At 71.6% G+C, this 11,370-nt stretch carries 12 protein-coding genes; 5 read left to right on the plus strand and 7 right to left on the minus strand.

Annotation, left to right across the window (positions count from 1 at the left end; translation table 11 throughout):
* Positions 1 to 141: 141 nt before the first annotated feature.
* Both L2C96_RS43350 and L2C96_RS43355 read right to left on the minus strand, forming a co-directional pair.
* Complete coding sequence (locus L2C96_RS43350; protein ID WP_237340213.1) at positions 142 to 576, minus strand: SRPBCC family protein; 435 nt, start codon at positions 574 to 576, stop codon at positions 142 to 144.
* Between the two features lie 57 nt (positions 577 to 633).
* The gene (locus L2C96_RS43355; protein WP_020422978.1) at positions 634 to 999 is read right to left on the minus strand and encodes an STAS domain-containing protein; all 366 of its coding nucleotides are present in this window, start codon (positions 997 to 999) and stop codon (positions 634 to 636) included.
* A 233-nt stretch (positions 1,000 to 1,232) separates the two neighbouring features.
* On the opposite strand from L2C96_RS43355, the gene L2C96_RS43360 reads away from it, so the two are divergent.
* The gene (locus L2C96_RS43360) at positions 1,233 to 1,664 is read left to right on the plus strand and encodes an ATP-binding protein (protein WP_237340214.1); all 432 of its coding nucleotides are present in this window, start codon (positions 1,233 to 1,235) and stop codon (positions 1,662 to 1,664) included.
* A 2-nt stretch (positions 1,665 to 1,666) separates the two neighbouring features.
* Here L2C96_RS43360 and L2C96_RS43365 read toward each other — a convergent pair whose 3' ends face one another.
* Genes L2C96_RS43365 through L2C96_RS43385 form a run of 5 tightly spaced genes read right to left on the minus strand, consistent with a single transcriptional unit; the run spans position 1,667 to position 5,622 of the window.
* On the minus strand, positions 1,667 to 2,962 hold the full coding sequence (locus L2C96_RS43365) for a PP2C family protein-serine/threonine phosphatase (protein WP_020422976.1): 1,296 nt from the start codon (positions 2,960 to 2,962) through the stop codon (positions 1,667 to 1,669).
* Positions 2,959 to 3,957 (minus strand): SpoIIE family protein phosphatase, encoded by a 999-nt coding sequence (locus L2C96_RS43370; protein WP_020422975.1) that lies wholly within the window; start codon positions 3,955 to 3,957, stop codon positions 2,959 to 2,961. The genes L2C96_RS43365 and L2C96_RS43370 overlap by 4 nt, the downstream gene beginning before the upstream one ends.
* Positions 3,954 to 4,379 carry an anti-sigma regulatory factor gene (locus tag L2C96_RS43375; RefSeq protein ID WP_020422974.1) on the minus strand — a complete coding sequence of 142 codons (426 nt, stop codon included), beginning with the start codon at positions 4,377 to 4,379 and terminating at the stop codon, positions 3,954 to 3,956. Before L2C96_RS43375 ends, L2C96_RS43370 begins: the two co-directional genes overlap by 4 nt.
* Positions 4,376 to 4,753 (minus strand): STAS domain-containing protein, encoded by a 378-nt coding sequence (locus tag L2C96_RS43380; RefSeq protein ID WP_020422973.1) that lies wholly within the window; start codon positions 4,751 to 4,753, stop codon positions 4,376 to 4,378. The genes L2C96_RS43375 and L2C96_RS43380 overlap by 4 nt, the downstream gene beginning before the upstream one ends.
* Positions 4,753 to 5,622 (minus strand): STAS domain-containing protein, encoded by an 870-nt coding sequence (locus tag L2C96_RS43385; protein WP_237340215.1) that lies wholly within the window; start codon positions 5,620 to 5,622, stop codon positions 4,753 to 4,755. Before L2C96_RS43385 ends, L2C96_RS43380 begins: the two co-directional genes overlap by 1 nt.
* Before the next feature lie 148 nt (positions 5,623 to 5,770).
* On the opposite strand from L2C96_RS43385, the gene L2C96_RS43390 reads away from it, so the two are divergent.
* The 4 genes from L2C96_RS43390 to L2C96_RS43405 all read left to right on the plus strand — a co-directional run bounded on the left by L2C96_RS43390 (position 5,771) and on the right by L2C96_RS43405 (position 11,215).
* Positions 5,771 to 6,139, plus strand: a complete 369-nt coding sequence (locus L2C96_RS43390; protein WP_020422971.1) for an STAS domain-containing protein — start codon at positions 5,771 to 5,773, stop codon at positions 6,137 to 6,139.
* Between the two features lie 73 nt (positions 6,140 to 6,212).
* Positions 6,213 to 6,719: a DUF6292 family protein gene (locus tag L2C96_RS43395; RefSeq protein ID WP_237340216.1), complete on the plus strand. Its 507-nt coding sequence runs from the start codon at positions 6,213 to 6,215 to the stop codon at positions 6,717 to 6,719.
* Positions 6,720 to 6,803: 84 nt separating this feature from the next.
* A complete protein-coding gene (locus L2C96_RS43400; RefSeq protein WP_020422969.1) occupies positions 6,804 to 7,157 on the plus strand; it encodes an STAS domain-containing protein in 354 nt (117 codons plus the stop codon).
* Between the two features lie 53 nt (positions 7,158 to 7,210).
* Positions 7,211 to 11,215 (plus strand): SpoIIE family protein phosphatase, encoded by a 4,005-nt coding sequence (locus tag L2C96_RS43405; protein ID WP_237340217.1) that lies wholly within the window; start codon positions 7,211 to 7,213, stop codon positions 11,213 to 11,215.
* Positions 11,216 to 11,370 lie beyond the last annotated feature (155 nt).

The following is an 11,370-nucleotide window of genomic DNA, read 5'->3' on the forward strand; positions in this document are numbered from 1 at the left end:
TTTGTGCATATCACCTTGAGCCAGGGCCGCAAGGTTGGCATGTTCGGCCGCCGGTGAGCACGGAGGTTGCGGCCCTGGCTCAAGGTGATCGTTGCGTGTCAGGCGACGGGATGACCACCCAGCTACCTTTGTGTTCAAAGATCAGCGGTGCACCGCGATGTCCGCCAGCCGCTTCAGGCTCTCGGTGTTCCGTGGTGCCAGCATGGCCGCCTGCACCGGCTCGGGCAGCAGGCTGAGCGGGCCGCGCACCAGTTTCTCCGCCATCTGCACCTCCGTGCCGCCCTCGGTGTCGGGCGTGAGGGTCAGCGTGATCTTCGCGGCGCCCATCGGCCACATGCGGGCCTCCAGTTCGAGGAGCTTGTTCTCCTCGACCGCGAGCACGCAGCTCACGTCCTGCACGTTGAACGGCCACGGCCCGACGCTGTGGTGGATCCGCGAACCGACCTGGGGCCAGTGGCTGTCCACCTGCCGGATGTGCGAGGCGCCCACGACCCAGCCCGCGTAGGTCCAGCCGTCGGCGAGGACGGTGAACACCTTTTCGGGCTGGACGGGAATCCGCTTGCTCACCACGATCATGTCTCGCTCCCCGGCTCGGTCCACCGGCAGCGAGTACCCCGCGCGGGAGCGGGGCAATCAGCTCGCTTCGGTCGCGGGCGGCGCCACGGCCTCCTCGAGCGACGACGTGATCCGCAGCTGCTCGTCGAGCCGGGTCACCTCCAGCGGCCGCAGCACGGCGCGGCTGGTGGCCACGACACGCAGCTCCACCGAGTTCTCCTCGCACTTCTGCTGCGCGTTGACCAGCAGGCTCAGGCCGATCGACCCCAGGAAGGTCACCCCGGACAGGTCGACCACCACCGGGCCCGGCGGCTGGGCTTCGGCACAGGCGGTCTGCACCTCGCTCTCCAGGTCGGGCGCGCTGGTCAGGTCCACATCGCCGGCGGCGGAGACCACGATGGCCCCGTCGATGAGGCGTCGCGTGACACGCAACTCGGTGGTCACCCGAGATACCTCCTACTGTCGTCGTTCACCGCGTCCTGCCGTCGGCGGACCACAAGGAAGCTGCACCGGTACCCGGAGCCGCCACGGCAACAGGCTGGCGGCTCAACCGTCCGCCGATCCTAACCGGGCTTCACCGCGGGTGAGGATCGGGGCGGAAAGTGGTTAACCGGCCACGTCCGGGGAACCACCAACACAGCCGATACGCGAGCAAGGACCGCTGGCGGGAGGACACTGTGAGGACCGACGGCTCGCGCCGACCGACGAAGCACCACAGCAAGCCGTCGGAGTGGCGGCGCGCGGTGACGCGGTTGCCGGAAGAGGCGCCGGCGGCCGGCCAGGCCAGGGAGTTCGCCACCTCCGCGCTGCAGGCGTGGGAGGTGCCCGCGGACACCCGCGAGGACATCGTGCTGGCCGCGTCCGAGCTGGTCACCAACGCCGTCGAGCACGGGCAGGGCGAGGTCACGGTGGTGCTGCGCCAGAACGGCGACCGCCTGCTGCTGCGCGTGTGGGACGACGACGTGCACGTCCCGGTCCCGCGCCCGGCCGAACAGGATTCGGTGCGCGGCAACGGCCTGGTGATCGTCGAAGCGGTCAGCGAGTCCTGGGGTTACGAGACCGGCTCGGACGGGAAGTGGGTGTGGGCGGAGTTCGCCCTCCCGCGCTGAGTTCAGCGCGGCGCCGGGATGTGCCGCGCGCCGCGGCGGGACGGGCGCTCCGGCTGCGCCGACCACCGGCACAACAGCAGGCACACGTCGTCGTCGTGCTCGTCCTGGCCGAGCATCTCGGACAGGATCCGGTCGCCCGCCTCGTCCGTCGGCAGCCCGGTGACCTCGGCGAACGCGCCGGTCAGCCGGGCGAGCCCGTCGTCGAGCACCTCGGCCCGCCGCTCCACCAGCCCGTCGGTGTAGAGCAGCAGGTCGCTGCCCGGCGTGATGGTCTCCTCGTACTCGGCGATGTCGAACGCGAACGGCACACCCAGCATCGGCGCGTTCGGCCGCTCCAGGTGCCGGACCCCGTCCTCGCCGCAGGCCAGGATCGGCAGGTGCCCGGCGCTGGCCCAGCGGATCCGGCCGGTCTCCAGCTCCAGGTCGGCGACCACCGCGGTGGCGAACAACGTGCTGTCCAGCCCGCGCAGCAGGTGGTGGGCCAGCCGCAGCGCCTCCGCCGGGCCGTGCCCTTCCGCGGTGTAGGCGCGCAGCGCGTTCTGCAGCTTCCCCATGACCACGGCCGCGTCCAGACCGTGCCCGGTGACGTCACCCACGGTGAGCACGATCGTGCCGTCGGCCCTGGTGAACGCGTCGAACCAGTCGCCGCCGATGTTCACCCCGGTCGCCGCGGGCCGGTAGCGGGCGCACAGCTCCAGCTCGTCCGGAGTGCTCAGGGTGGGCAGCATCGCGTGCTGCAGCCGCTCGGCCAGCTCGCGCTCCCGTTCGTACTCGCCCGCGTTGCGCAGGCCGACCGCGGACCGCGCGGCGACCGCGGTGAGGAAGGACACCTCGTCGCCGGTGAACTCGCTGTCCCGGTGCAGCTCGAGCACGCCGAGCAGGTGCGGGCCGACCGTCAGCGGGAGCAGCAGCCGCTTCGGCTCGATGTGCGCCTGGTGCCCGGTCGCGACGCGCTTCACGTCCGCGTCCGGCGCGCTGTCCGGCCGCGGCAGGCGCTTGAGCTTGCGGGTCTCGTCCGTCACCAGCCACACGCCGGCGCAGTCCGCCAGGTTCTCCCGCTCGATGAGCCCGACCAGCGCTTCCACGACCTCCCGGCCGCGCAGCGAGGCCGACACGCTACGGCTCACCTCGTCCAGGAACGCTGACCGCTGCCGCTGCAGCTCGACCTCGGCGTGCAGGGCCAGCAGGCCCGCGTTGGTCTGTTCCAGCTCCGACTGGTGCAGCCGCAGCTCCCGTTCCTGCCGCGCGATGGTCTCGCGCAGCTCGCGGAGCAGGTCCTCGGTGGTGGCTTTCGTCACCGGCCACCACCTCCCGCGATGACCACCACGCACGCGTCGTCCCGCCCGCGGCCACGCTGCCCCAGGATCCAGCCCGCGACGGTGGCCGGGTCGTGGTTGAACAGGCCGGGCCAGTCGGTGTTGCTCCACTTGTCCGAGATCCCGTCGGTGTGCAGGACCAGCCAGCTGCGGGAGGACCACGAGTACGCGGAGTCCGACGGCCGCGGCCGCGCGGCGACGCCGACGATGCCGTGGCGCGACACGATGCGCTGCACGGGCCCGTCCTGGTCCGCGTAGAACCGGGTGGACACGTTGCCCACCCCGCAGAACCGCATGCGCCCCTCCGCCGGAGTCAGCTGCGCGACGGCCACGGTCGCGCCGCGCGTGGAGGCGAGGGACGGCTGCATCAGCTCCAGGATACGGGCCGGTCGCAGCTCGGCGTGTGCGGCGACGGTGGAGATCGCCGCGTCACTGGCCCGTGCGGCCAACTGGCCGTGGCCCAGACCGTCACTCACCGCGATGGTCACGCTATCGTCCGTGGTTTCCGCCGTCCAGCGGTCGCCGCATTCCGCTTCACCCGGAGCGGTGAGGATCGCGCTGCCGATCCGCAGTCCACCGGGCAGCGGCGACGGGCCCGCGTGCCAGCGCGCGAGCACGGAAGTGCCCTGGCCACGCCTGCTGTAGACGTCGAACACGTCCGCGGCGCGGCGCACCGCGCCGAGGCCGCCGCCCAGCGTGCCGGTGGTCGAGTAGCCGTCGCGCATGCTGTCCTCGATCCGGCCGATCCCCGGACCGCAGTCGACCGCGACGACGTCCAGCCTGCCCAGCGCCGGCACCACGCTGAACACCCCACGCCCGGCATGTTTGAGCAGGTTGGAGGCCAGTTCCGTGGCGGCGAGCGACACCAGGTGGACCCGCTCCAGCGGCAGCCCGGCGCGGGTCGCGGCCGACGCGGCGACCACCCGCGCGCGCCCGACGTGACTCGGTTCGGTCACGATCAGGTCGTCGCGGGTCACGGTCCCGCGCTTCTGCGGACGGACATGCTGATCTCCACCCTCGTCCCGCGGCCCGGCGCCGAGTCGATCCGGAACTGGTCGGCGAGCCGTTTGGCGCCGCCCAGGCCGAGGCCGAGGCCGGACCCGGTGGTGAAGCCGTCCGCCATGGCCGCGTCGATGTCCGGGATGCCCGGCCCCTTGTCGGTGAAGGTCATCCGCACCGTCGGGTTGCCGCCGAGGTCCTCGACGGCGATTTCCGCCTGCCCGCCGCCCCCGTAGACCAGGGCGTTGCGGGCCAGTTCGCTGGCGGCGGTGACCAGCTTGGTCTGCTGCACGAGGCTGAACCCCGCGGTGGACGCCGCCGACCTGGCGGCGTGCCGCACATGCACGATGTCGTATTCGTCGTGGATGGCGACCGTGTTCGTGGCAGGCGCGCGTGTCACCGCAGCGCCGTCCGCGATGACCCCGGTGGCGGGGCGAGTAGTGAGAGACCCTCCTCGACGGAGAGCGCCGTGGACAGGCCGGGCAGGGTCAGGCCGAGTTCGACCAGGGTGATGGCCACGGCCGGGCGCATGCCGACCACGACGGTGCGGGCCGCCATCAGCGAGGTGATGGCCGCGATGTCGTGCAGCGTGCGGGCGAGGAACGAGTCGATGATGTCCAGCACGGACACGTCGATGAGCACACCCCGGGCGCGGGTCTCCACGACCTTCTCGGTGAGCTCGGATTCGAACTCGGCCACCGACTGGTCGAGGAGCTCCTCCTGGATGGTGACCAGCAGGACACCACTCAGGTTGACGATCGGGATGCCGGCCATCAGACCACGCCCGGTACCGCGGACGAGCCCACCTGCAGTCCGAGCCGGTTGAGGGCGTAGGCCAGCGCGTCGGCCAGCCGGGCGCGGGTGGCGACCTCGCCGAGGTCGATGCCGAGCTGCACCATCGTGTTGGCGATCTGCGGGCGGATGCCGCTGATGACGCACTCCGCGCCCATCAGCCGCGCCGCCATGGCGGTCTTGAGCAGGTGCTGGGCCACCATGGTGTCGACCGTGGGCACGCCGGTGATGTCCAGGATCGCGACCTTGGCCTGGTGGGTCATGATCGACTGCAGCAGGCTCTCGGTGGCGACCTGGCTGCGCATGCTGTCCAGGGTGCCGATCAGCGGGATCGCCAGCACCCCGTCCCACAGCTTGATCACCGGCGTGGACAGCTCGGTCAGCTGGTCGCGCTGGATGGCCAGGGTCTCCTTGGCCGAGGCGAGCGCGGACTCGACGAGCACCAGCCGCAGGGTGTCCACGGCGCTGGAGAGCAGCAGGGCGCCCCGTGTGAGCAATTCCGCATCCGCGGTCTCCTCCCACAGGCGCAGCAGCGGCTTCTTGAGGTCGCTCACCTCGACGGCGGTGCGCGGGCTCACGCCCTCGTTGCCGTCGAGCTGCGAGGCGAGCGCGGTGAGCAGCGAGCGCAGGTCGTTGAAGCCGTCGGCGGCGGGGCTGTCCGCGTCACCGGCCGCGATGGCCCGGCGGACCCCGCGCAGGACCTCGGCGCTGTCACCGGCGGCCTGGTCGGAATCCTGCGCCACCGAGCGGAAGAACGGTGAGTCGGCCCACTGCGCGACGATCGTTTCCTTTTGGGCGTCAAGGAAATCGCTGACCACGGCGGTGATCTGGCGGTCGGAGGTTGTCGTCATCGCTCCCAGGCTCCAGCATGGTGGAAGGTCGCAGGCACGCGAGCACGATCCACGAAGTTCGTTGCTTTGCGGCAAACTTATTGCACACGGCCGCCGGGCGACAACCGGGGCCGAAGCCGACGCCACGATTTTGGAGAGAGTTCGAACCATGACGACGGACGAAGGCGCGACCAGGTCCGCCACGGCTTCCGTGGTGCGCACGGAGGCCAGCGGGGACAGCGGACGTGTGCTGCTGCTCGGTGAGATCGACCACGGCGCGGTGGACCAGCTGGACCAGGCCGTGGAGAAGCTGCTCGGATCCGGGGTGATCCACCTGGTGCTCGACTTCGAGGGCCTCAACTTCTTCGACTCGGCCTGCATCAGCGCCCTGATCAGGGCGAAGACCAGTGCGGAGGAGCAGGGCGGCACGGTGAAGCTGGCCAACGTGGACCGCTACGCGCGGCGCATCTTGGACATCACCGGGTTGCTGGGCTCGTTCACCATCGAGGGTGAGGAGTCACCCAGCGCTCGTGCGTGAGGCAGCCCGCGCGCACACCCACCGTGAAATGGCAGGTTTGGGATTCGCGAGCCAGGGGTAGCCCGGCTGGGCCATGAGCGGTTTCAAACCCGTCAAGGCCGGTTTCCGGCGCGGCGTCAAGCAGGGGCGCCCCGCCGGGTATCTGGTGGGCGAAGTGCGAGGGCAGATGTACCTGGAATACGAGGACGCGCAGGCGCGGGGGCTGCGGCGGTACGTGCGACTGGTGACCGAGGCTCTGGGGCTGGGCGGCAACGCCTACTTCGTGCAGATCGACCCACCACCGGCCAACGCGTACCTGGCGCTGGAACGGCGCCTCCCCGAGTTCCCCGACCGCGATTCCGCCCTCATCTGGAGCGAGGACACCGGCTGGTCGCTGGTCGTCGAATCGCACTGCGGCGAGGACCTGATCGTCCTCGCCTACCTCGGCGCCGACGTCCTGCCCGCGCCGCGGGTGGTGGCGCGGTTCGCCGAGGACCTGTGCGACGGCGTCGCGGCCGGTGTCCTCGAGCCGCCGGTGTGGGATCCGGTGGACGTCCGGGAGCGGCTGGCCGCGTACTCCGCGCCGGCGCTGGCGGGCTGACGAAGCTCGAGATCTGCCGACTTCCCGGTCCCGCATTAGGCTGAACGCACCACAGGTGTCCCTACGCGTGTCCGGGAGGTTCCGTTGGCCGAAGAAGCTTTCGCGGTGCGTCACCGGGTGACCGGGGACGCCGTCGTGGTGACCGTGTCCGGCGGTGTGGACCTGTGTTCCGCACCGGCGCTGATCAGTGAGATGGACCAGGCCCGCCGCGCGGCCGTGCCGCCGCAGCCGGTGATCGTCGACCTGTCCCGCGTGGACTTCCTCGGCTCCGCCGGGTTGTCCCTGCTGGTCGAGGCCGAGCAGCGGTGTGCCGAAGCCGGCACACCGCTGCGGCTCGTCGCGTCCAGCCGCGTCGTTTTGCGCGCGCTGGAGGCGGCCGATCTGCGGCAGGTGTTCACCGTTTCCGAGACTCTCGAATGCGCCCTGGGTGAGGGCTGACACGGTCGATGACGCATCCGGCTGATACGTCTTATTTGGACACAGTGGGTGAAATGGGGGCGATGGTCGCCGCGCGCGACTGGTCGGCGACCGCCCTCGGCCCGATCGCGGAGTGGCCGCGCGAGCTGCACGCCGCGCTGCGCCTCGTGCTCTCGTCGCGGTTCCCGATGCTGGTGTGGTGGGGGCCCGAGCTCACCGTCTTCTACAACGACGCCTACCGCCCGGCGATGGGCGAGAAGCACCCGCGCTACCTCGGCCGCCCGGCGTCCGAGTGCTGGGCGGAGGCGTGGGCCGAGCTGGGCCCGCTGTCGCGCCACGTCCTGACCGGCCAGGGCGCCACCTACTCGGAGAACCAGCTGCTGTTCATCGACCGGCACAACTACCTCGAAGAGACGTACTGGACGTTCTCCTACAGCCCGATCTCCGGTGAGCGGGGCGAGGTGCTGGGCATCCTGGTCGCCGTCCAGGACACCACCGAGCAGGTGGTCCGCCAGCGCAGGATGGAAGTGCTCAACGACCTCGGCGAGGTGTCGGCCGCCGGATCGGTCGCGCAGACCGCGCGCTCCGCCGTCGCCGCGCTGGGCCGCCACGGCGCCGACCTGCCGTTCGCGCTGGCGTACTTGTTCGACGAGGGGCAGGCGTCGCTGGCCGCCGCGTACGGGATCGGTCCCGGGGAGCGCGCCGCGCCCGCGGTGCTGGACCGCGGCGGGGAACCGGTCTGGCCGTTGTGGGACGGCGGGACCAGGGTGTGCGACGAGCTGCGGAAGCGGTTCGGGCCGGACTTCGTGCAGCCGGTGGTCGTCGGCACGGCCGCGCCGGACCGCGCCGTGGTGCTGCCGCTGGTCGCCGCAGGCCGGGCGGAGCCGGTGGGCGCGCTGGTGCTCGGGGTGTCGGCCTACCAGGCGCTGGACGCGGACTACCGGGCCTTCCTCGAACTGCTCGGCGGGCAGGTGTCGAGCCTGATCACCGACGCGCTCGCCTACGAGGGCGAGCGCCGTCGTTCGGAGGCGCTGGCCGAACTGGACCGCGCGAAGAGCGAGTTCTTCGCCAACGTCAGCCACGAGTTCCGCACCCCGCTGACGCTCATCGCCGGGCCGGCCGAGGACGCGCTGGCCGACACCGCCGAGCCGTTGCCGCCCGGTCAGCGCGAGCGGCTGGAGCTGGTGCACCGCAACGCCGGACGGCTGCGGCGGCTGGTGAACGACCTGCTCGACTTCGCCAAGATCGAGGCCGGTCGCCTGCAGCCGGACGCCACGCCGCACGACCTGGCCGCGCTGACCACGGAGATCGCGGAGAGTTTCGCCCCGGCCGTGCGACGCGCCGGGCTGCGGTTCGAGATCGACTGCCCGCCGCTGTCCCGAGCGGTGAACGTCGATCCGGACATGTGGGAGAAGATCGTCCTCAACCTGCTGTCCAACGGGCTCAAGTACACGCGGGAGGGCGGGGTCGCGGTCCGGCTGCGGGAGGTGGACGGGCACGCCGAGCTGACGGTCGCCGACACCGGCGCCGGCATCCCGGCCGACGAGCTGCCGAGGCTGTTCCAGCGGTTCCACCGGGCGCGCGGGCGGGAGGGCCGCTCCCACGAGGGCGCCGGGATCGGGCTGGCGCTGGTGCAGGAACTGGTGCGGTTGCACGACGGCACGGTGTCGGCGGATTCGGTGGAGGGGGCCGGGAGCACCTTCTCGGTCCGGTTGCCGCTCGCGGCGGTCGCGCCCCCGGCGGCCGTCGACCTCGCGCTCGCCGCCGCGCCCGCCTACCGCGAGGAAGCGCTGCAGTGGCGCCTCGACGGGGAAGGCGAGACGGCGCAGCCCGGCGAGCAGCCGGGGCCGACGCTGCTGGTGGTCGAGGACAACACCGATCTGAGCCGGTTCATCGCGCGGATGCTGCGCCCGATCGGCCGGGTCCTGCTCGCGCGGGACGGCGTCGAAGGGCTGGAGCTGGCGCGGCGGCACCGCCCGGATCTCGTGTTGTCGGACGTGATGATGCCGCGCCTGGACGGGTTCGGGCTCATCCGGGCGCTGCGGGCGGAACCGGCGACGAAGTCGGTGCCGGTGCTGTTCCTGTCCGCGCGGGCCGGGGTCGAGGCGGCGGTGTCCGGTCTGGAGGCAGGCGCCGACGACTACCTGCCGAAACCGTTCTCCGGCGCGGAGCTGCTCGCGCGGGTGCGGGCGAACCTGGCGCTGTCCGGTCTGCGGCGGCGTGAGTCGGAGTTCCGCCGCGCGTTGTTCGAGTCGTTGCGGGAGGGCGTGTTCGTCGCGGACAGCGACGGCACGGTGGTCGAGGTCAACCCGGCGTTCGCCAGGATCACCGGGTACGGCGCGGAAAGCGTGCCGATGGCCTGGCCGTACCCGTGGCTGGGTGCGGACGCCGCGCGCGTGCCGGCCGCCGATCTGGTGGGCTACCTGGGCGACGGGCACGAGGTGTCGGTCCGGGTGGAGCGCCCGGACGGGCGCGAGGCGTGGGCCGCGCTGACCCTCACGCGCGTCGCCGAGGACGACGGGCGGGCGTGGCTGGTCGGGACGTTGCGGGACGTGACGGTCGAGAAGAAGGCGGCGGACCGGGAGGCGGTGCTGGCCGCGTTCGCCGCGGACTTGGCGGCCGCCACCGATGTCGCCGAGGTGCTGAACGCCGGGGTGTCGGCGTTGCGGGCGATCCTCGGTGCGACGCGGGTGGTGGCGGCGATCTGGCCGACCGTGGAGAGCGGCGGGTTGCTCGCGGGCGATCCGGAGGCCGGTTCGTTCGACGAGCTGGAGCCGGAGCTGTACGAGCGGCTGGACCGCGCGCGCCGTCAGGCGCCGGGGCAGATCTGGCCGCCGGAGACGAGCCGCGAACTCGGGGCGGCGCTCGGCAGTGGTGATTCGGTGGTGTGGGCCGAGCGGGCGGACCAGGTGCTGGGCGCCGAGGAGCGCGCGTTGTTCGGGATGCTGGTGGCGCAGCTCGCGCAGGCGCTCGGCCGGGCCCGCAGCTACGACGAGGCGCGTGCGGTCGCGCTGACCCTGCAGCACGCCATCCTGGGGCCGACGGACCTGCCGGCCGGGTTCGCGGTGCGGTACGAGCCTGCGGTGCGGCCGCTGGAGGTCGGCGGCGACTGGTACGACGTGGCGCGGTTGCCGGACGGCCGGATCGCGGTGGTCGTGGGAGATTGTGTCGGCAGAGGGCTCGCGGCGGCGTCGGTGATGGGGCAGCTGCGCAGTGCGTGCAGTGCGCTCCTGCTGAGCTACGGCGATCCCGCGCGGGCGCTGGACCAGCTGGACGGATTCGCCCGGCAGATCCCGGGTGCCTTGTGCACCACGGTGTTCTGCGCGGTGGTCGACCCGGTGGCCGGGATCGTGACGTACTCCAGCGCCGGGCACCCGTCGGCGGTGCTCAGTCATGCTGATGGCAGTGATCAGCTGCTGGACCAGGCGTTGGCGGTACCCCTGGCGGTGCGCCGGTCGACGGACCGTCCACGTGCGACGGTGCCGTTGCGGGCGGGTTCGGTGCTGTTGCTGTACACGGACGGTTTGGTGGAACGGCACGGCCAGCCGATCGACGAGGCGATCGAAGGCGCACGGGTGGCGGTGCGCGAGGTGCCGCGCCGGCAGTCGGCGGAGATCACCGAGCACCTGCTGGACCGATTGTTGCCGCCGTCCGGTCACAACGACGACGTGGCGGTGCTGGTCTACGTGCACCCGCCTGGTCCGATGCGCCTGGAGTTGCCCGCGGAGCCCCGGAGCCTGGTCGACATGCGGCGGGAGTTGCGTGAGTGGCTGGCCCAGTCCGACGTCCCCGACGAGGCGGCCGCGGACGTGATCCTCGCCGTCGACGAAGCGTGCACGAACTCGATCGAACACGGCTACCCTGGCCGGGACGACGGCACTCTGACACTGACCGCAACCGCCGACGAGGGTTCCGTGGAGATCGTGATCACCGACGACGGCAAGTGGCGCCCACCCCCCGCCGACAAGGGGATAAGGGGTCGGGGAGTGGGCTTGATGCGCGCGCTGATGACCGAAGTGGACATCACCCCAGGGGAACAGGGAAGCCGGGTCCGCCTGAAGCGCAACTGGAAAGACTGAGCGCGCAGCGCAATCTTTGAACCAACACCCGAGCTGGGTGGTCATCCCGTCGCCTGACACGCAACGATCACCTTGAGCCAGGGCCGCAACCCAGGCTCTCTCCGGCGGCCGAACATGCCAACCTTGCGGCCCTGGCTCAAGGTGATATGCACAAA

It is taken from the genome of Amycolatopsis tucumanensis (genome assembly GCF_021654135.1).
In the GTDB taxonomy this organism is placed as follows: Bacteria; Actinomycetota; Actinomycetes; order Mycobacteriales; family Pseudonocardiaceae; genus Amycolatopsis_E; species Amycolatopsis_E tucumanensis.

Coding starts and splice junctions, on each gene's coding strand:
- L2C96_RS43350 (WP_237340213.1), bottom strand. CDS start 576: ATGATCGTGGTGAGCAAGCGGATTCCCGTCCAGCCCGAAAAGGTGTTC.
- L2C96_RS43380 (WP_020422973.1), bottom strand. CDS start 4,753: ATGGCCGGCATCCCGATCGTCAACCTGAGTGGTGTCCTGCTGGTCACC.
- L2C96_RS43385 (WP_237340215.1), bottom strand. CDS start 5,622: ATGACGACAACCTCCGACCGCCAGATCACCGCCGTGGTCAGCGATTTC.
- L2C96_RS43390 (WP_020422971.1), top strand. CDS start 5,771: ATGACGACGGACGAAGGCGCGACCAGGTCCGCCACGGCTTCCGTGGTG.
- L2C96_RS43395 (WP_237340216.1), top strand. CDS start 6,213: ATGAGCGGTTTCAAACCCGTCAAGGCCGGTTTCCGGCGCGGCGTCAAG.
- L2C96_RS43405 (WP_237340217.1), top strand. CDS start 7,211: ATGGGGGCGATGGTCGCCGCGCGCGACTGGTCGGCGACCGCCCTCGGC.